General features: G+C 68.7%; 15 protein-coding genes. 13 read left to right on the top strand and 2 right to left on the bottom strand.

The features are described 5' to 3' along the window. The first annotated feature begins 9 nt into the window (after positions 1-9). From NDI86_RS16320 to NDI86_RS16290, 7 genes are all read left to right on the top strand, one after another. The gene (locus tag NDI86_RS16320; protein WP_310901507.1) at positions 10-429 is read left to right on the top strand and encodes a DUF7124 domain-containing protein; all 420 of its coding nucleotides are present in this window, start codon (positions 10-12) and stop codon (positions 427-429) included. 46 nt (positions 430-475) lie between these two features. Continuing rightward, on the top strand, positions 476-1,306 hold the full coding sequence (locus NDI86_RS16315) for a DUF7847 domain-containing protein (RefSeq protein WP_310901506.1): 831 nt from the start codon (positions 476-478) through the stop codon (positions 1,304-1,306). Positions 1,307-1,354: 48 nt separating this feature from the next. Next, positions 1,355-1,891 (top strand): DUF5815 family protein, encoded by a 537-nt coding sequence (locus NDI86_RS16310; RefSeq protein ID WP_310901505.1) that lies wholly within the window; start codon positions 1,355-1,357, stop codon positions 1,889-1,891. A 258-nt stretch (positions 1,892-2,149) separates the two neighbouring features. Further along, positions 2,150-2,380: a hypothetical protein gene (locus tag NDI86_RS16305; RefSeq protein ID WP_310901504.1), complete on the top strand. Its 231-nt coding sequence runs from the start codon at positions 2,150-2,152 to the stop codon at positions 2,378-2,380. 121 nt (positions 2,381-2,501) lie between these two features. After that, a complete protein-coding gene (carB, locus tag NDI86_RS16300) occupies positions 2,502-5,753 on the top strand; it encodes a carbamoyl-phosphate synthase large subunit (protein ID WP_310901503.1) in 3,252 nt (1,083 codons plus the stop codon). A gap of 234 nt (positions 5,754-5,987) precedes the next feature. Then, positions 5,988-7,703 (top strand): histidine kinase N-terminal 7TM domain-containing protein, encoded by a 1,716-nt coding sequence (locus tag NDI86_RS16295; protein WP_310901502.1) that lies wholly within the window; start codon positions 5,988-5,990, stop codon positions 7,701-7,703. A gap of 176 nt (positions 7,704-7,879) precedes the next feature. Then, the gene (locus tag NDI86_RS16290; protein WP_310901501.1) at positions 7,880-8,500 is read left to right on the top strand and encodes a hypothetical protein; all 621 of its coding nucleotides are present in this window, start codon (positions 7,880-7,882) and stop codon (positions 8,498-8,500) included. A 153-nt stretch (positions 8,501-8,653) separates the two neighbouring features. Here NDI86_RS16290 and carA read toward each other — a convergent pair whose 3' ends face one another. Then, on the bottom strand, positions 8,654-9,700 hold the full coding sequence (gene carA, locus NDI86_RS16285) for a glutamine-hydrolyzing carbamoyl-phosphate synthase small subunit (RefSeq protein ID WP_310901500.1): 1,047 nt from the start codon (positions 9,698-9,700) through the stop codon (positions 8,654-8,656). Between the two features lie 102 nt (positions 9,701-9,802). On the opposite strand from carA, the gene NDI86_RS16280 reads away from it, so the two are divergent. The 6 genes from NDI86_RS16280 to NDI86_RS16255 all read left to right on the top strand — a co-directional run bounded on the left by NDI86_RS16280 (position 9,803) and on the right by NDI86_RS16255 (position 16,368). After that, positions 9,803-10,216 (top strand): Lrp/AsnC family transcriptional regulator, encoded by a 414-nt coding sequence (locus NDI86_RS16280; protein WP_310901499.1) that lies wholly within the window; start codon positions 9,803-9,805, stop codon positions 10,214-10,216. A 387-nt stretch (positions 10,217-10,603) separates the two neighbouring features. Next, positions 10,604-11,647 carry a thiamine ABC transporter substrate-binding protein gene (locus NDI86_RS16275; protein ID WP_310901498.1) on the top strand — a complete coding sequence of 348 codons (1,044 nt, stop codon included), beginning with the start codon at positions 10,604-10,606 and terminating at the stop codon, positions 11,645-11,647. After that, a complete protein-coding gene (locus NDI86_RS16270) occupies positions 11,648-13,342 on the top strand; it encodes an ABC transporter permease (protein WP_310901497.1) in 1,695 nt (564 codons plus the stop codon). It begins immediately after the preceding gene. Beyond that, the gene (locus NDI86_RS16265; protein ID WP_310901496.1) at positions 13,339-14,388 is read left to right on the top strand and encodes an ABC transporter ATP-binding protein; all 1,050 of its coding nucleotides are present in this window, start codon (positions 13,339-13,341) and stop codon (positions 14,386-14,388) included. Before NDI86_RS16270 ends, NDI86_RS16265 begins: the two co-directional genes overlap by 4 nt. A 39-nt stretch (positions 14,389-14,427) precedes the next feature. After that, on the top strand, positions 14,428-15,435 hold the full coding sequence (locus NDI86_RS16260) for an AIR synthase family protein (RefSeq protein WP_310901495.1): 1,008 nt from the start codon (positions 14,428-14,430) through the stop codon (positions 15,433-15,435). A gap of 63 nt (positions 15,436-15,498) precedes the next feature. Further along, entirely contained in the window at positions 15,499-16,368 is an 870-nt protein-coding gene (locus tag NDI86_RS16255) for a mechanosensitive ion channel family protein (protein ID WP_310901494.1), read from the top strand. Positions 16,369-16,392: 24 nt separating this feature from the next. On the opposite strand, the gene NDI86_RS16250 is transcribed toward NDI86_RS16255, so the two are convergent. Then, entirely contained in the window at positions 16,393-18,768 is a 2,376-nt protein-coding gene (locus NDI86_RS16250; RefSeq protein ID WP_310901493.1) for a DEAD/DEAH box helicase, read from the bottom strand. Between the last annotated feature and the right edge of the window lie 20 nt (positions 18,769-18,788).

The raw sequence follows: 18,788 nt of genomic DNA, 5'->3' as shown, positions 1-18,788 counted from the left end.
GTGTGTCGTATGGACGGCGGCAGCGGCGACATGACACTCGCGTTCGACCTCGACGCCCTCAAGGAGCTTGCCTACCCGGACAGCGTGTTCACCGACGCGCGCCAGTGGTCCGAGTACGTCGGCGTCATCTCCGAACAGCCCACCTACGTCGTGACGAACTTCACGCGCAAACACCGCATCAGACAGGACTTCTTCTCGGGCCCGCGCGGGCGCCGGGAGAGCTTAGAGAACGTCAAGGAGCAGTTCGACACCGACCGCCACGTCTTCGTCGGCGACGGCGAGGCCGACGCCGAGTTGGCCGAGGCGACCGGCTGGGAGTTCCTCCCCGTCGAGGACGCCGCCGAGGCGGCCGACTGGGAACTGGGCGAGCCACAGGCCCCCGAAGCGGAGACGTCCGAAGAGGACGACCAGCGCGACGACTGGCCGTAGCGCGGGCGACTGTAACTTTATTACCGCCAGTCGGGAACAACGCCGTATGTCCCTGGATATCGGTGACGCCCTCCGTAGCGGTATCGACGGCCTCGCGAGCGAGGACGGCCTCCTCGTGGGGGCGGTGTTCCTCCTCTACAGCCTCGGCTCGCTCGTCGTCACCGAGAGCCTCGCCGCGGAGCTGCTGAGACTGGTGTTCGAGAGCGGCGTGTACACCGCCGAGCAGCGGGCGGCGATAGCGTCCTTCGGCGGGGAGTCGCCCTTCGCGCTGGGCGTCGGGCTCCCGGTGACCGTCGTCCTGGTCGCACTCGTCGCCCTCGCGGGCGAACTGGTCCGCTACTGGGCGATTCGGCTGTTCGCCGGCCCGGCGGAGACGGCCACCGACGACGTCGCCGACCGCGCCCTCATGGCCGTCGTCCTGGGCGGGACGGTCGCGCTGTCGGTGCTGCTGTTCCAGTCGGTCCTGCCCGTCGTCGGTCAGCTCGGCGGCCTGGCGACCACGCTCGTCGGGTCGATAGTCGGGCCGGTGGTCGGGCTCGTCCTGGTGACCGTCTTCGTCTACCTCCGCCAGGAAATCGCGCTGAACGACGGCGGGTACGGCGAGACGCTCCGCAACAGCGTCGCCCGGTTCCTCGACGACCCGGTCTCCATCGTCGTCCTGCTCGTCGTCCTCGGCCTGTTCGGACTGGTCGGCAGCCTCCCCGGACTCCTCACTGGCGTTCTCGGCGGGGACGCGGCCGTCGGCGGTCTCTCCCTCGCCATCGTCTCGCGGCTGCTGTCGGCGGTGCTGGGGACCGTCTTTCAGGTCCTCGGTATCGCCGTCGTCACGGACGCGTACGTTCAGGTCCGGGCGAGCGCCCGCGAGGCCGCCGCCTGAGCGGGTCGTATCGCGGGCTTTAACCACGCCAGCGGTCTAAGCACACCAATGGCAGAACCGCGCGTGCCCGGCGGGCGCGAGTCCGAGCTCGAACTCCCCTGTGGCGAGGTCGTCTCGACCCACGACGACCTCGACCTGGGGATGCGCGAGTACGACTGCGCCTGCGGGGCGAGCCACGCCGTCGTGCTCGATATGCATCCGCTGGCCCGCTTCGTCCCGGAGTTCCTGGAGGAGGTGCTCACCGAGACCATCGAGCCGGCCGACGACCACGACACGTTCACCATGGCCCACCTGATGGGCGTCGTCATCGAGGAGTTCCCCGAGAAAGTGGCCGTCGCCGACGCGACGGAGGACGGCGCCGTCGGCTTCTCGATGGCCTGGGTGACCGACTTCGACTCCAGGCGGCTCCACGAAATCGTCGTCGAACTCATCGTCGAGCTGATGGACCACGCCGTCTCCCACGCCGAGGACGACGAGATGGCCGCGGCGTTCGAAGAACAGATGCTGGAGTTCGACATCGGACTGTTCGTCGACCAGTACCGGGCGGAGCGGGATTTCGAGGACGAGCACGACTCGGCGGTCTGAGTCGTGCGCAGGCCGAGACGTTCCAACGACTCGCCGGCGCCCCCGGCTCCGAGGGACGTTTAAACCTGGCCTGATAGATAGGCCCCTGTCCCGCGACCCTCGGGTGGTAACAATCTGGTAGATGTTTGACGGAAGCGCCGACACCGTATGACAACCATCCGCCGAACGCGTCCGGACGCCGTCTGTCGATTCGGCCTAAACCGGCGTCAGACACCAGTCTGACGGTGTTATATGGGGTTTCGGCTATTGTATGTAGGTATGGCCATCCGTCACGGCGAGTTCGAGCGCATCCAATCGGTGCTTGACGACGCCGACGCAGACGGTCCCCTGACGGCCCGCGAGATTCTGGAGCTGCTGGAGGACGAAGGCGAGGAGTTCGACAGCGCTCACCGGGTCGCCACGGTGCTCGGACGGCGAGCCCAGACCGGCGAGGTCGAGGTCATCCGGGACCAGCCCTACCGGTACGACATCACCGACGAGAGCCAGTAAGGGACCCGCCGAGTGACCGCCGGCCCCGTGTGAGCCTGTCGCATTACGATATTCGAAATCGAGCTTCGAGAAGCGTACCGTTTCGCCGGGCTTATTACGATGTGTGGGTTCGAAACGGGTAATGACAGCCGAGGAAGACCGCACAATCCTGCTTATCGGGAGCGGCCCCATCAAGATCGGCCAGGCAGCCGAGTTCGACTACTCCGGCGCTCAGGCCTGTCGGGCCCTTCAGGAAGAAGGCGCGCGCGTGGTACTGGTCAACTCCAACCCGGCGACCATCATGACCGACCCGGACATGGCCGACAAGGTGTACCTCGAACCCATCAACACCGAGGCCATCACCGAGATAATCCGGAAGGAGAACCCGGACGGCGTCATCGCCGGCCTGGGGGGGCAGACCGGGCTCAACGTCACGGCGGAACTCGCCGAGGAGGGCGTCCTCGAAGAGTACGACGTCGACGTGATGGGCACGCCGCTGGACACCATCTACGCGACCGAGGACCGCGACCTGTTCCGCCAGCGCATGGAGAAGATCGGCGAGCCGGTCCCCCGGTCGACCACTATCTCGCTCGACGAGGACGAGTCCGTGACGGACTTCGACGAGGAGAACTTCCGCCAGCGTATCCAGGACGCCGTCGACGAGGTCGGCGGCCTCCCGGTCATCGCCCGCACGACCTACACGCTCGGGGGCTCGGGCTCCGGCGTCGTCGACGACTTCGAGGAACTCGTCGAGCGCGTCCGCAAGGGGCTTCGCCTCTCCCGGAACAGCGAGGTCCTCATCACCGAGTCCATCTCCGGCTGGGTCGAACTGGAGTACGAGGTCATGCGCGACGCCGACGACTCCTGTATCATCATCTGCAACATGGAGAACATCGACCCGATGGGCATCCACACCGGGGAGTCCACGGTCGTCACGCCCTCGCAGGTCATCCCCGACGAGGGCCACCAGCAGATGCGTGACTCCGCGCTGAAGGTCATCCGCGAACTCGGTATCCAGGGCGGCTGTAACATCCAGCACGCCTGGCGCGACGACGGCACGCCCGGCGGCGAGTACCGCGTCGTCGAGGTCAACCCACGCGTCTCCCGCTCCTCGGCACTCGCGTCGAAGGCGACGGGCTACCCCATCGCCCGCGTCACCGCGAAGGTCGCCCTGGGCAAGCGCCTCCACGAGATAGAGAACGAGATCACCGGCGAGACCACGGCGGCGTTCGAGCCCGCCATCGACTACGTCGTCACGAAGGTGCCTCGCTGGCCCATCGACAAGTTCCGTGACACCGACTTCGAGCTGTCGACGGCGATGAAGTCCACGGGCGAGGCGATGTCCATCGGGCGGACCTTCCCCGAGTCGCTGCTGAAGGCGTTGCGCTCCTCGGAGTACAACCCCGCCGTGGACTTCGAGACGGTCGACGACGACGAACTCGAATCGCAGTATCTCGTCCGTCCGTCGCCCGACCGCCCCTACGCCATCTTCGAGGCGTTCCTGCGTGGCTACTCGGTCGAGGAAATCGTCGAGCTGACCGACATCCACGAGTGGTACGTCGAGCGGTTCGAGGAGGTCGCCGACGCGGCCGAGGCCGCGATGGCGGGCGACTACGAGACGGCCGCCGCGGCCGGCTTCACCGACCAGGAGATAACCGCGCTCGCTGGCGGCGAGTTCAACGACACCCACGTCTCCTGGATGCCGGCCGGACTGGATAGCGACGACGGCGGCGAAGCGGAAGTCGAAGCGGCGACCGACGGCTCCGGCGTCCAGATAGAGGACGTCGAGAGCGAGACGGTCCACCGCGACTACAAGCTCGTCGACACCTGCGCCGGCGAGTTCGAGGCGACGACGCCGTACTACTACTCGACGCGTGACCCCATCTCGGGCATCGACCGCAACGAACTGCTGGTCGACCCCGACGTCGAGAGCGTCGTCGTGGTCGGCGGCGGCCCCATCCGCATCGGCCAGGGCGTCGAGTTCGACTACTGCTCGGTCCACGCCGTCCAGGCGCTGGAAGAGCTGGGCATCGACGCCCACGTCGTCAACAACAACCCCGAGACGGTGTCGACGGACTACGACACCTCCGACGGGCTGTTCTTCGAACCGGTCACGGCCGAGGAGGTCGCCGACGTCTGTGAGTCCACCGGCGCCGACGGCGTGATGGTCCAGTTCGGCGGCCAGACCTCCGTCGACATCGGCGAACCGCTGGAGGACGAACTGGAACGGCGCGGCCTGGACTGCGAGATTCTGGGGACCTCCGTCGAGGCGATGGACCTGGCCGAGGACCGCGACCGCTTCAACAAGCTGATGGACGACCTCGGCATCGCCCAGGCCGAGGGCGGCACCGCGACGAGCAAGGAGGAGGCGCTGGACCTCGCCCACGACATCGGCTACCCGGTGCTGGTGCGCCCCTCGTACGTGCTGGGCGGGCGCGCGATGGACGTCGTCTACAACGACGACGACCTGGAGACGTACATCGAGGAGGCGGTCCGCGTCTCCCCCGACAAGCCCATCCTGGTCGACGAGTTCCTCGCCGACGCCGTCGAACTGGACGTCGACGCCGTCGCCGACGAGGAGAGCGTGCTCATCGGCGGCGTGATGGAACACGTCGAGACCGCCGGCGTCCACTCGGGCGACTCGGCGTGTATGATTCCGCCCCGCTCCCAGGAAATCAAGGACGTGATGCCGCGCATCCGCGAGGTCACCGAGGACATCGCCGACGCGCTCGACACCGTCGGCCTGCTGAACGTCCAGCTCGCGGTGCGTGACGGCGAGGTCTACGTCCTCGAAGCGAACCCGCGCTCCTCGCGTACCGTGCCGTTCATCTCGAAGACGACGGGCGTCCCCATCGCGAAACTCGCCGCCGAAGTGATGGCCGGCGCGACCCTCGACGAACTCGACGTCGAGGAGCAGATTCCCGAGCAAGTCTCGGTCAAGGAGGTCGTCCTGCCGTTCGACCGCCTGCCGGGTTCGGACCCGCGGCTGGGCCCGGAGATGAAATCGACCGGCGAGGTCATGGGTACCGCTGGCTCCTTCGGCAAGGCCTACCAGAAAGCACAGATGTGTGTCGGCAAGGACATCCCGCTGGAGGGGACCGCCCTGGTCGACCTCCCCATCCTGGGCTTCGAGGAGCACTTCGACGTACAGAGCCTCGACGACTACGCGGACACCGAGGCCGTCGTCCAGGCCATCCAGGACGGCGACATCGACCTCGTGGCCTCGCGCGACCGCGACGTGCTCGAAGCGTGTGTCGAGGAGACGGTGACGTACTTCTCGACCCGCGAGAGCGCCGAAGCGGCCCTGGAAGCCATCAACTCCGCCGACCAGCCCCTCGCCGTGCAGGCGGTCAGCGAGCGCCCCAAGACGACGCGTCAGTGGGGAAGCGAGTAGGAGACGCCGCTAGGCGTCTCCGGACAGGCGAGCGTGTCGAGGCCGACCAACGGGAGGTCGTCCGAGACGGCGAAGCCGTCTCGTGAACCCGAAAATCTTCGATTTTCGAGGGCCTCGGAGCGAACCGACGACTACAGGGAGCCGGAGAGCAGTGAGCCGGAGTCTCACAGCTGAGCGACAGTTCAGACGGCTGCCAAAACGGCTATTACGCCGTCTCCGTAAGTACTCGGAAGCTTGCTCGTAGGCATCGGGGGACTGGTCGTAGGCTCGTCTATCAGCGCCGGTGGCGGTGCGCTCGCACTCGCGGGCTACCTCTACCGCCACCGCGAGAGCCCGGGCGTACCGTGGTTCATCGCTTCGGCCGTCGCCGTGAGCGTCTGGTGTCTGGCCTACGGGGTGGCGCTCCTGGTCTCTGCGACCCCGCTCCGGGAACACCTGACCGCGCTGTGGCTGTGTGGCGCTATCTGGACCGGCCCGCTCTTCTTGCTGTTCGCGCTGGCCTACACGGGCCGGACGGCCATCGCACGGAGTTGGCCGGGGCTGGCGGTGCTCGCGATTCCGACGGTCGGTTCGGGGCTCTTGCTCACGCACACCGCGCACTCGCTGTGGTGGACCGAGTTCACCGTCGCGCCGGTGTTTGGCCTGTCGACGGCCAGTTACGCGCTCCAGCCGGTGGCCTATCTCGTCACCGTCTTCACGCTGCTGTGTGCGGGGGTCGCCGTCCTGTTGCTGTTCGAGACGGTCATCAGCTACGGGCCGCTCTACCGGGGAGAGGCCATCGCGCTCGCGCTCAGCGTCGTCCCGCCCGCGGCCGGTTCGCTCCCGTGGCTCTTTGGCTTTGGCCCGTATCCGCAACTCAACCTCTCGCCGGCGCTGTTCGTCCTGCACCTGACGCTCGACGGCTACGCCTTCGTCGAGAAGGACATGTTCGAGACGAACCCGACGACACAGCGGGCCGCCGAGCGGTCGGCGCTCGACGACATCCCGACGCCGCTGTTCGCGCTCGACCCCGAGGACCGCGTGGTGACGGTCAACGACGCCGCGGTCGAGATTTTCGACCTCGACCGCGACGCCGTCCTCGGCCGGCCGCTCGACGGCGCCGTCCCGGTCGAACGCGGCCCGGACGGCGCGTGGGAAGCGGTAACGGTCACGGCGGCCGGTCGGGAGCGCCAGTTCACGGTCGCCACCGCCCCGCTGACCGACCCCGCCGGGACGGTGGTCGGCAGCACCGTCGTCCTCCAGGAGGTGACGCGGGAGCGCGAGCGCGAACAGCGCCTGGACGTTCTCAACCGCGTCATCCGTCACAACCTCCGTAACGAGATGACCGTCATCATGGGCCACGCGGATATAGTCGCCGACCGCACCGACGACCCCGAACTGACCACGTCCGCGGGGCGGATAACCGACAGCGCCGAGCGCCTGCTCGCGACCGGGGAGAAGGCCCGGAAGTTCGAGCGGGTACGCGCGAGTCAGGCCGGGCCGAAATCGGTCGACGTCGCCGGCCTGCTCTCGGACGTGGTTGCCGACATCCACGCGGAGTACCCTGCGGCCGCCGTCGACGTCGACGTCCGTCCGGCGACGACGACACAGCGGACGGACCCGCGTGTCCTCTCGCTCGTGGTCGGGTCGCTCGTCGAGAACGCGGTCGAGCACAACGACACCGACAGCCCGCGAGTCCGTATCGCGCTCAGCGAGGTCGACGGCGACCTCGAAATCCGCATCAGCGACAACGGGCCGGGTATCGACGCCGACGAACTGGCGCCGATACAGAGCGGCACGGAGACCGACTTGCAACACTCGACGGGGATCGGGCTCTGGGTCGCGTCGTGGGGGATGACGATGCTCGGCGGGGACCTGGAGTTCACGGACACGAGCGACGGCACGGAGGTCGTCGTCCGTCTGCGCGGCGACGCCGACCCCGAGCGGACGCGAGATGGACAAGCAGTTTGACAGCGGACTCGACAGGTTTCCCGATACGTCCGTGACGGATTGGCTGCAACCCCGCCTAGAATACGACGAACAACGCCCTTCGACAGTAACAGGACTACATACAGAAGGGTGATTAAAGCCGGTCGAGAGGCCACGTTCGTGAGCATGCAGGGACTTACCAAGCGGGGTCGAGTGCGATGACAGACCGGGCCACCGACGACCGGGCGCAGACCTTGGCGGAGATAGCGCCGAACGAGACGGTGACGGCGCCGTTGCTGTCCGGTGCCGAGGGGCGGTTCTCGACCCCGCCGTTGCACGAGCCGCCCGTCGCGTATCTCGAACCGGCGGAGTCGCCCGCGTACGTGCTCTCGAACGCCAAACGCGGCGTCGGTCTCGGGTCCAAGCGAAACACGGTCTCACCCAGTCGCGACCACGAGACGGTGATGCTGGTCACCGGCCGGCGGACGCTCTGTCTCGTCGGCCAGGCGTCGACGGACCAGGTCATCGAGATACCCCACGAGGACGTCGCCGCCGTCGGCTACAGGACCGGTCTCCGAGCCCACCGGCTCACCGTCAAGACGCCGCGGCACATCTACCACTGCTGGGTCACCCGGCGGGCCGACGAGGACCTGCTGGCGGCGGTGACCGAGTTCGTCGAGGACCGACAGGGCGAGACCCCCGAGAGCGTCGGTGCGGACGGCACCGTGATGTACCGCGGCCTCCCGGTACAACAGCGGTCGGAGTCCGACGAACCGACGCCGACCGGCGAGAAACAGACGGTGATGTATCGCGGGCTGCCGGTCGACGACTCGGAGTGAGACAGGTCGGTTTCGCCTCACTGTGTTCGACGCCCCGCTCACGGGTCGCTTCGCTCCTCGTTCGTGTGTTCGTGAATCGAGCGTAGCGAGATTCGCCCACGCCTCGCGCTCCGCCGCCGGCGGTTCAGTTGCGCCTCACTCCGTTCGGCGCAACTACTCCTCGGCCATCCCGAGCACGTCGTCGAAGAAGCCGAGCGAGTCGTGCGGGCCGGGGTTGGCTTCGGGGTGGTACTGACGGGTGATGATACGCAACTCGTCGTTCTCCAGGCCTTCCGGCGTGTCGTCGTTGACGTTGACCTGCGTCACGTCGAGTTTGTCGCCGGGGTCGGCGACAGTGTAGCCGTGGTTCTGGGTCGTCATCACGACCTGGTTGGTGCGGAGGTCACGCACGGGCTGGTTGACGCCGCGGTGGCCGAACTCCATCTTCTCGGTCTCGCCGCCCAGGGCGTTGGCGACGACCTGCTGGCCGAGACAGATACCCGCCAGCGGGACCTCGCCGACGTAGGTCTCGACGAGGTCGCCGGCCTGTCCGAAGTTCTCGGGGTCGCCGGGGCCGTTCGAGATAAAGAGCAGGTCGGGGTCGACAGCCGCGACGTCGTCCTCGCCCGCGTCGTAGGGGAAGACGTGGACTGTGGCGTCGCGCTCGACCAGCGAGTCCACGATGGAGCCTTTCGCTCCGCAGTCGACCAGCGCGACGGTCGAGCCGTCGCCGCCCTCGTTGTACGTCTCGACGCTGTCGACGGAGACCTGCGAGCCGATGTCGACGTGGTCGGACATGTGCTTGCACTGGTGGAGTTCGTCCAGCGCGTCCTGCTCGGTCGCGTCCGGCCCGGCGGCGATACCGCACTTCATCGCCCCCTCGTCGCGGATTTCGGTGACGATGTCGCGGGTGTCCAGATGGTCGACGGCCGGCACGCCTTCGCCGTCGAGCCACTCGGCCACGTCGTCGGTCAGTTCGCGGGCGACGACGCCCCGCGGGTGGACGCGGTCGTCCTCGAAGCGCTCCTCCCGGACGCCGTAGTTCCCGATGAGCGGGTAGGAGAACGTGAGAATCTGCTCCTCGTAGGAGGGGTCGGTCAGGCTCTCTTCGTACCCCGTGTAGGCGGTTGTGAACACGACCTCGCCGCGTGTCGACCCCGGAGCGCGAGCGCGCGCCTCGATGACACGGTCACCCTCCAGCGCCACGTATGCGTCAGCCATTACGAGATGCGTACAGTATTCCGCGGCATAAGGATTGCTTTCGAAGCCGAGTTACGATTTTCGTAATCCTCAAGTCGGCCGGGGCGGAAGGTTCGCATCTCGATGGACGAACTGGACAGGGAGATTCTGTCGATACTCCGGCGAGACGCCCGCACGCCCTACACGGAGATCGCGGACCAGGTCGGGACCTCCGAGGGGACGGTGCGCAACCGCGTCGACCGCCTGGTCGACGAGGGCGTCATCGAGCGGTTCACCGTGGCGACCCGCACCGGCAACGTCAAGTCCATGATAGAGGTCGGCGTCGACGTCAACGTCGACACCGAGGCCGTCACCGACCACATCGCCGAGTGGCCTGCCGTCGACTTCGTCTGGCAGGTCTCCGGCGAGGAGGACATCGTCGTCGTCGTCGACGCGGCCGACACCGGCGCGGTCAACGAACTCATCACCAGGGCGCGGGAGCTGGAGGAAGTGGTGAGCACGAAGACGAGGCTGATTTTGGACGAGCGCGTCGGGTGACCGGCGGGAAGCGACGCGAGAACCGAAATTCGCCGACAGAGGCTGATTTTGGACGAGCGCGTCGGGTGACCGGCGGGAAGCGACGCGAGAACCGAAATTCGCCGACAGAGGCTGATTTTGGACGAGCGCGTCGGGTGAGGAGCGAGGAACCGACCGGGGGGAGGTTCCTCGGATACCGAGAGCGGGGAACGGAGTGACCCGCGAGCGGAGCGAGGGCGCCATGCGACCTCGACTGGTGAACGGCTGGGCCGTGAACCGCTGTGGTACCCCGGAAGCTCCGGGTCCCGGCGAGCGCCAGCCACGGTCCGAACCGGACCGACTCGGTGCGCAACTGGCCCCACCGGGAAAGCGAGTGGTTCAAGTATTACTTGGTGTAACCACCGAGGTATGAAACGACGTGCGTTCCTCTCAGGCGTCGGCGCTGCTGGCGCCGCCGCGCTGGCGGGGTGTAGCAGCGGTTCATCGAACGAGTCGGACGACACCCTCACGGTCGCGACCTACTCCTCTTTCACCGGGGAGGACTCGGCCGGGAACTGGCTCAAATCGAACTTCGAGGCCGACCGCGACGCGACGGTTGAGTTCACGACGCCGGAGAACGGCGTCAACCAGTTCATCCAGCGCAAGTCTGAGGGCGCGCCGGTCGAGGCGGACCTGTTCGTCGGGCTGAACACGGGCGAACTCGTCCGCGCCGACGAGCAACTGGACGAGCAGTTGTTCGCGACGGCCGACGTCGAGGGCGCCGACTCGGTCAAGTCCGAACTGAACTTCGACCCGGACGGCCGCGTCGTCCCGTACGACACGGGTTACATCAGTCTCGTCTACGACGAGGGCGAAGTCGACGCCCCCGGCAGCTTCGACGCCTTGCTGGAGCCGGCCTACGAGGACGCTCTCATCGCCCAGAACGCCCAGCAGTCCGACCCCGGACGGGCGTTCCTCCTGTGGACCATCAAGGCGAACGGCGCCGACGGCTATCTCGACTACTGGCGAGACCTCTCCGAGAACGGCGTGCAGATTCTCTCGGACTGGGAGCCCGCCTACAACGCCTACACGAACGAGGAGGCGCCGATGGTGGTCTCCTACTCCACGGACCAGGTGTACTACCACGGCGAGGACGTCGACATGTCCCGCCACCAGGTCGGCTTCCTGAACGACCAGGGGTACGCGAACCCCGAGGGGATGGCGCAGTTCGTCGACGCGGAGAACCCCGACCTGGCCCGCGAGTTCATGTCGTTCGTGCTCACCGAGAAAGCCCAGACGGAAATCTCGGTCCGGAACGTCCAGTTCCCCGCCGTTTCCGGCGTCGAGCCCGGCGGTGACTTCGGCGAGTACGCGCTGGAGCCGCCGCAACCGGTCACGTTCAGCTACGACGAACTCGCCGGCAAGGTCGACGGCTGGATAGAGGACTGGGCGCGCGAAATCGCGAGCAACTAGATGGGGGTCCGGGTCGACCGTGCGCTCCCGGCCGGTGTGGTGGCCACGCTGGCGACGCTGGTCGTCGTCTTCTACTACCCCGTCGGGAGCGTCCTCGTCGGCGCCGTCCACGACGCCGGGCGGGTCACGCTCGCGCCGCTTTCCTCGGTGCTGGGCGACCCGTTCTACCACGACCTCTTTGCCTTCACCGCCTACCAGGCGCTGCTGTCGACCGTCGCCAGCGTCCTCGTCGGGCTCCCCGGCGCGTATCTGCTCGCCCGCTTCGAGTTCCCCGGCCGCCGGACGCTTCGCTCCGTGACCATCCTCCCCTTTGTCCTCCCCTCTATCATGGTCGCCGTCGGCTTCCTGGCGATGTTCGGTCGGACGGGCGTCCTGAACGACCTGCTGTCCGTCGTCGGACTCGGCCCCCTCGAACTGACGTTCACGCTCGAACTCGTCGTGCTGGCCCACGCCTTCTACAACGCGCCGCTGGTCACCCGCCTGGTGACGGCCGCCTGGGAGTCCGTCGACCCGGCCCGCGTCGAGACCGCCCGCACCCTCGGGGCCACCCCGCTCCAGGCCTTCCGCGACGTGACCCTGCCACAGCTACTGCCGGCCGTGCTGACCGCGTCGGTGCTCACGTTCGTCTTCACGTTCATGTCCTTTCCCATCGTGCTGGCCCTTGGCGGGCTCGACCTCGCGACCGTCGAGGTGTGGCTGTTCGCCCGCGTCCAGCGCCTCGACCTGACCGAGGCGGCGACGCTCGGGGCCATCGAGACGGCGCTCTCGCTGGGGCTGATATACGTCTATCTGCGCTTCGAGGCCGCGCAGGTGACCGCGGGGGGCGAGGGCCGCGGCCGGGCGCGGACGCCACTCTTCGCGGGCTGGCGGTCGCTCGCCGACCCGACGCGGCTGGCGCTCTTTGCCTACGTCGGCGTCGCCGCGGTGCTGTTCGTCGGCCCGCTGGCGAGCCTCGTCGTCGAGAGCGTCACGACCCCCGGCGGACAGGTCACGCTCCGGTACTACGAGTTCCTGCTCGCACAGCAGGCCTCGACGGCCACGGGGACGACCCGCCCGCTGCCCGCCGTCGTGAACTCCCTACTCTTTGGCGCGGGCGCGCTCTTGCTCGCCCTGCCGATGGGCGTCGTCGTCTCCGTCGTCGCCACGCGTGAGAGCCGGGGCTCGCGGCTCGCCGAGGCGCTGCTGACGGCGCCCCTCGCCGTCAGCGGCATCGTCCTCGGGCTGGGGATGTTGCGGACGCTCGTCTTCGGGACGACGCTCTTTGGCCACCGTATCACCGTCACCGGCCCTGTCGCCATCGTCGCCGCCCACGCCGTCGCCGCCTACCCGTTCGTCTCGCGCAACGTCACGCCGGCGCTGGGCCGCATCGACGACCGCCTCGTCGACGCCGCCCGCGCGCTCGGGGCGGACCGGACCACGGCGCTCGTCGATATCGAACTACCGCTCGTCGTCCCGGCGCTTATCGCCGGCGCGGCCTTCGCCTTCGCCATCAGCGTCGGCGAGTTCGACTCGACGGTGTTGCTCGCCGAGGGCGTCGACAGCGCGACGATGCCCGTCGCGCTCGAACGCTACACCGGCAACCGCTCGCTCGGCCCGAACCTCGGCCCGGCGACGGCGATGGGCACCGTCTTGCTCGCGGTCACCACCGTCAGCTTCGTACTCATCGACCGCGTCGGCAGCGGGTGGGACCGATGACCGACGCCGGTGTCCAGGTGGAGTCGATGCGGGTCGCCTTCGACGGCGTGACGGCGCTGCGAGACGTGTCGCTGGCCGTCGAATCGGGGGAGTTCTTCACGCTCGTCGGCCCCTCCGGCTGTGGCAAGACGACGATGCTTCGCGCCATCGCCGGCCTGACCGACGGGGCCGAGGGCACTGTCGCCATCGACGGCCGCGACGTGACCGACGCCCCACCGGAGGAGCGCAACGTCGGGATGGTGTTCCAGAACTACGCGCTCTTTCCCCACATGAGCGTCCGCGAGAACGTCGCCTACGGCCTGCGCTTTCACGAGCTTGCCGACAAAAGCGAGGACGACCGCGTGGCCGAACTGCTGGAGCTCGTCGACCTCGGCGGCGTCGCCGACCGCTCGCCCGAACAGCTCTCGGGCGGCCAGCAGCAACGCATCGCGCTGGCTCGTGCCCTCGCCCCCGAACCCGACGTGCTCTTGCTCGACGAGCCGCTGTCGGCGCTGGACGCGAAACTGCGCAAGCGACTCCGAGTCCAGCTACAGACCATCCAGCGGGAACTGGATATTACCACTATCTACGTCACCCACGACCAGGCCGAAGCACTGGCGCTCTCCGACCGCGTCGCGGTGATGCACGAGGGCCGCGTCGAGCAGGTCGCGGTGCCCGAGACCGTCTATCGGGACCCGACCTCGCGCTTCGTCGCCGAGTTCGTCGGCGACAACAACCTCTTCGACGGCCGCGTGACCGACGACGGGGCGAGCGTCGCCGTCGACGGGGCGACGCTGCCGCTGCCGGCGGGGACCGCCGCGTCCCCCGGCGAGTCGGTGACGGTGGCGGTCCGACCCGAGGCAATTGCGGTGGATGATGGCGACGAGGCGGGGGCAGACGGGACGACCCTCGCAGCGACGGTCGAAACCGTCGAGTTCCTCGGCGACGCCTACCGGGTCCACTGCCGGTGGCAGGGTCGCCGCATCGAGTGCAAGACGACGGCGGCGAACCCGCCGGCTGGTCGAGTCACGCTGCGGTTCGACGCGGCCGACGCACAGCTGCTGTGAGTCGGCGCACTTTAGCCCCACTCCGTCGAGAGGACGACAATGAGCGACCTCGGGAAGATAGACCGCGAGACCTTCCGGGACGTCATCTACCCCAATCTGGGCGCGAACCGCGAGGACGTCGCGGTGGGCCCCCGCCACGGCGTGGACTTCGGCGTCCTCGACCTAGGCGACCGGGCGGTCGTCGTCGCGACCGACCCAATCTCCATCCTGCCGGAGCTGGGCTGGCGCCGGGCCGGCCGACTCGCGCTCGAAATCGTCCTGACCGACGTGGCCGTCTCGGGCGTCGCCCCCTCCCATCTAGCGGTCAACCTGACGCTGCCACCCGCCTGGAGCGACGACGACCTGGAGCGGCTCTGGCTGGGCATCGCCGACCACGCCGACCGCCTCGGCGTCAGCATCGTCTCGGGACACACGGCGCGCTACCCCGGCGTCGACAGCTCCTGGGTCGGCGGCGCCACGGTGCTTGGCCTCGGCGACCACGACGACATCGTCCGCCCGGACGGCGCCGCGCCGGGCGAGGATATCGTCGTGACGACCGGCCCGGCGGCGGAGGTCACGGGCCTGCTGGCGACGCTGTTCCCCGAGCAACTGGGCCTCTCACACGAGACCGTCGCGACCGCACGGGAGCGCGTCGAGGACATCGCGGCCGTCGCGGACGCCCGCGCGGCCTTCGAGACGGGCGGCGTCACCGCGATGCACGACGCGACGGAGGGCGGCGTGGCGGGCGGGCTCGTCGAGATGGCGAGCGGGGCCGGGGTCAGGTTCGATATCGACGCCGACGCGATGCCGCTCGCGCCGGGCGTCGAGGCGGTGTGTGACGCCGTCGAGGTGGACCCGTGGACGGTGACGAGCGCGGGGACGCTGCTGGTGACGGTCGAGTCCGGGCGCGGCGAGGCGGTCGCCGAGGCGCTGCGCGGCCGCGGGACGCCCGCCGCGGTGGTGGGTTCGGTGACCGACGGCGACGGGGTGGCCGTCGACGGGGTGTCGCTGTCGGCCCCCGACAGCGACCCCTCGTGGGCCGTCTTCGAGCGGTTCAGCGAGGAGTGAGCGGACCGGCTGGCCGGGGGGCTGACGCCCGAGATTCATGAGGTGGGGTCGGGAAAGGTCGGTATGCAGTTGCCCGGCGCACCGAGTGTCGATATCGTCTCCGTGTACGCACAGCTCGCCGAAGACGGCGCTACCTTCCTCGTCGTCGCCGCGGCGGTGTATCTCCTCGGCCGGTTGCTCGTCGTCCCGGCGGTCCGCTGGGGCCTCGAACGGTCGGGCGTCGACCGGACCATAGAGAGCGCCCTGGGGAGCGTGGCCCACCTCGCCGTCGTCGCCGTGACGGTCGTCACCGCGGCGGGGGCCGCCGGCTTCAGCGGCGCGCTCGCGGGGTCGACGCTGGTCGCCGCGGGAATCACCGTCGCCGTCGGTCTGGCCGCACAGGACGTGCTCGGGAACTTCGTCTCCGGCGTCTTCATCGTCACCGACCCGGACCTGAACGTCGGCGACACCATCGAGTGGGACGGCAAACGCGGCGTCGTCGTCGACATCGACCTGCGTGTCACCCGCGTACGGACGCCGAACAACGAGCGCATCGTCATCCCGAACACCGACCTGGCGACGGGCGCGGTGACCAACCGGACCTCGACCGGCCCTATCGGTATCTCCTACGAGTTCGGTATCCCCTACGACACCGACGTAGCAGCCCTCGAAACCATCGTCGAGGCGGTCGCCCGCGAACTCGACCACGTCGTCGAGAAGCCCGAGCCGATAGTGGGGGTCAGCGAACTGGGCGCCACCGCGGTCCTCGTCGTCGGCCGGGTCTGGATACCGAACGAGCGCCGGAACCGGCTTCCGGGGGTGCGCTCGGCGTTCGTCCGGCGGGTCAACGAGGAGTGTCGGGCCGCCGGTATCGACCTGAGCGAGACGACCCAGCACGACGTGACGGGCGAGATGGCCGTCCACGGGCCCGACACGACCGAAATCCCGGACTGAGAGGGTGGCCCGACTGACGGCCGCTCACGCGCCGGTCAGTCCGGCGAGCAGATGGACGGCGCCGTGTTTGTCCAGCGGGTCGTTGGCGTTGCCACAGTGGGGCGACTGCACGCAGGCCGGACAGCCAGACGCACAGTCACACGAGCGCAGCATCGACAGCGTGGTCTCCATCAGCGGCGCCACGTCGTGGAAGGCCGCGCGGTTGAGGCCGATACCCCCCGGATAGCCGTCGTAGATGAAGATTGTCGGCTCGCCGGTGTGGGGATGCAGCGGCGTCGAGAGGCCGCCGATGTCGCCGCGGTCACAGAGGTACTCGAAGGGGTACATCGAAATCATGGCGTGCTCGGCGGCGTGGATAGCGCCGGGGAAGTCCCCCGACGCGGTGCCGCCGTCCGTCGCGGCGTCCGCCCCGTCAGCGGCCACGTCATCCGCCGGCCCGTACTCCCCTGCGAGAATCTCCGACTGGAGGTCGTCGGGGACGGTGTAGTACATCGCCTTCGTCGCCAGACTGGTCTCGGGCAGGTCGAGGGGGCGCTGGCCGAGCACCTCGCCCGACGAGCCGTCACGGCGCTCGTAGCCCGTTATCTGCTTTCGCATCGTCACCGAGGCGAATCTGACGGGGACGTCCTCGCGGGTGGGGAGCGGGCGCTCGTCGAGGTCCGTCTCGACGGTGATGGTCTTGTCGTGGAGGACGCGCGTGTAGTAGTCGGCCCACGTCCGGTCGAGTTCGGCGACACCGGTGGCGAGGTCGAGGTCGGTCACCTCGTAACGGCGCCCCTGGTGGTGGTAGATGGCGCCGGGGTGGGCGTCCCGCAGCGCGTCCTCGAAGGGAAGTCGGGCGACGACGTCGCCGTTCGCGACCAGTTTCACCTCGCGGTCGTCCGCCGTCCGGAGGCTCATGTCGTGGTGCGGGCGGCCGTTCGAGGTCCAGCGGACGCCCCCGTCCGTGCTCCGCCGGTCGAGTTCGCCCGCCGATTCGAGGGCCGCGACCACGTCCGGGAAGGCAGGGCCGAAGTGACGGTCGTCGTCGGGCGAGAGCCAGTTCTCGCTCGCCGCGGCCTGCACGTGGTCCGGCAGGAGCTGGTCGTTCTCGGGGTTCGTGACCGCCTGCTCGGCCGGTTTCTCGAACAGCGTCGACGGGTTCCGGAGGACGTACTGGTCGAGCTGGTCCTCGCCGCCGACGAGGACGACCAGTGCGGGGTCGGTGCCCCGCCCGGCGCGGCCGGCCTGCTGGAACGCTCGCATCCGTGTCCCGGGGTAGCCGTCGATGAGAACGGCGTCGAGGCCGCCCACGTCGACGCCCAGTTCGAGCGCGCTCGTAGACCAGACCCCGCGGAGGTCCCCCGACTGCAGACGCGACTCTAGCTCGCGGCGCTTCTCGTTCGTCAACGCGGCCTGGTAGGCCCCCACACCGTCGGCCAGGTCGTGGTGGCCCCGCGACCGGAGTTCGTCGGCGCTGTCGCTGGCGTAGCGCTCGGCGGTCTGTCGGGAGCCGGCGAACACCACCGTCTGCAGCCCCCGCTCGACCAGGTCGACGAACAGCCGCTTGGTCTCGACGTGACTCGACTGCCGCCGGCCGCTGCCCCACCCCTCTCCAGCGTCGTATTCGGGCGGGTTCCACAGCAGCCAGTGGCGCGGCCCGCTGGCGCTCGCGTCCTCGTCGACGAGGGCGAAGGTGTCGTCGGGCTGGCCGGTGACCGTCGCGGCGTGTTCGACGGGGTTGCCGATGGTCGCCGAACAGCAGACCCACTCGGGGTCGCTGTCGAAGCGCTCGGCGATGCGTTGCAGTCGACGCATCACGAGCGAGACGTGGCTCCCGAAGATGCCGCGGTAGCCGTGGACCTCGTCGACGACGACGGTTTCGAGGCGCTGGAAGAACCAGTCCCAGAGCCGGTGGCCGTGTGGGAGGATGCCGTAGTGGAGCATATCGGGCGTCGTCAGCAGGACGGTCGGCTGGCGCTCGCGGATGGCCTCCTTCTCCGATTTGGACTGACGGCCGGTGTACTGGGCGACCGAGACGCCCGAAGCGAAGCCGAGCCGCTGGGCCAGTTCGGAGAGGCTCTCGGTCTGGTCGTTGATGAGCGCGACCTGCGGGGCGATATAGAGCGTGGTCGCCCGCCGGTCCAGCGCTCGCTCGAAGGCGGGGACGGTGTAGGCCAGGCTCTTTCCGCTCGCCGTCTCGGTGGCGAGGACGACGTTGTCGCCGCCACGCACCGCGTCGATGGCGGCGGTCTGGTGGGCGTAGCAGTCGGTGATGCCGTCCTCGGCGAGGGCGTCGGCGAGCCGCGAGTCGAGCGCGCACTCGGCCGTCGTCGCCGCCCGCCCGGGGACCGTCCGCTCGTCGACTATCTGGCCCTCGTAGTAGGGCCGCCCGCGGAGCCACGCGATTGTGTCGTCCACGGGCGGCGTACGGACGCGAC

Origin of the sequence: Haloarcula onubensis, from assembly GCF_031624605.1 — an archaeon.
Classification (GTDB): Archaea; Halobacteriota; Halobacteria; order Halobacteriales; family Haloarculaceae; genus Haloarcula; species Haloarcula onubensis.
Note: the sequence above shows the minus strand (reverse complement) of the source record. Positions and strands in the feature narration are given on the sequence as shown.

Excerpts from the sequence above, each read along its gene's own strand:
- NDI86_RS16310 (WP_310901505.1), top strand. The coding sequence starts at position 1,355 with ATGGCAGAACCGCGCGTGCCCGGCGGGCGCGAGTCCGAGCTCGAACTC.
- NDI86_RS16290 (WP_310901501.1), top strand. The coding sequence starts at position 7,880 with ATGACAGACCGGGCCACCGACGACCGGGCGCAGACCTTGGCGGAGATA.
- NDI86_RS16280 (WP_310901499.1), top strand. The coding sequence starts at position 9,803 with ATGGACGAACTGGACAGGGAGATTCTGTCGATACTCCGGCGAGACGCC.
- NDI86_RS16320 (WP_310901507.1), top strand. The coding sequence starts at position 10 with ATGGACGGCGGCAGCGGCGACATGACACTCGCGTTCGACCTCGACGCC.
- NDI86_RS16305 (WP_310901504.1), top strand. The coding sequence starts at position 2,150 with ATGGCCATCCGTCACGGCGAGTTCGAGCGCATCCAATCGGTGCTTGAC.
- NDI86_RS16275 (WP_310901498.1), top strand. The coding sequence starts at position 10,604 with ATGAAACGACGTGCGTTCCTCTCAGGCGTCGGCGCTGCTGGCGCCGCC.
- NDI86_RS16265 (WP_310901496.1), top strand. The coding sequence starts at position 13,339 with ATGACCGACGCCGGTGTCCAGGTGGAGTCGATGCGGGTCGCCTTCGAC.
- NDI86_RS16270 (WP_310901497.1), top strand. The coding sequence starts at position 11,648 with ATGGGGGTCCGGGTCGACCGTGCGCTCCCGGCCGGTGTGGTGGCCACG.
- NDI86_RS16260 (WP_310901495.1), top strand. The coding sequence starts at position 14,428 with ATGAGCGACCTCGGGAAGATAGACCGCGAGACCTTCCGGGACGTCATC.
- carA (WP_310901500.1), bottom strand. The coding sequence starts at position 9,700 with ATGGCTGACGCATACGTGGCGCTGGAGGGTGACCGTGTCATCGAGGCG.
- NDI86_RS16315 (WP_310901506.1), top strand. The coding sequence starts at position 476 with ATGTCCCTGGATATCGGTGACGCCCTCCGTAGCGGTATCGACGGCCTC.
- carB (WP_310901503.1), top strand. The coding sequence starts at position 2,502 with ATGACAGCCGAGGAAGACCGCACAATCCTGCTTATCGGGAGCGGCCCC.
- NDI86_RS16255 (WP_310901494.1), top strand. The coding sequence starts at position 15,499 with ATGCAGTTGCCCGGCGCACCGAGTGTCGATATCGTCTCCGTGTACGCA.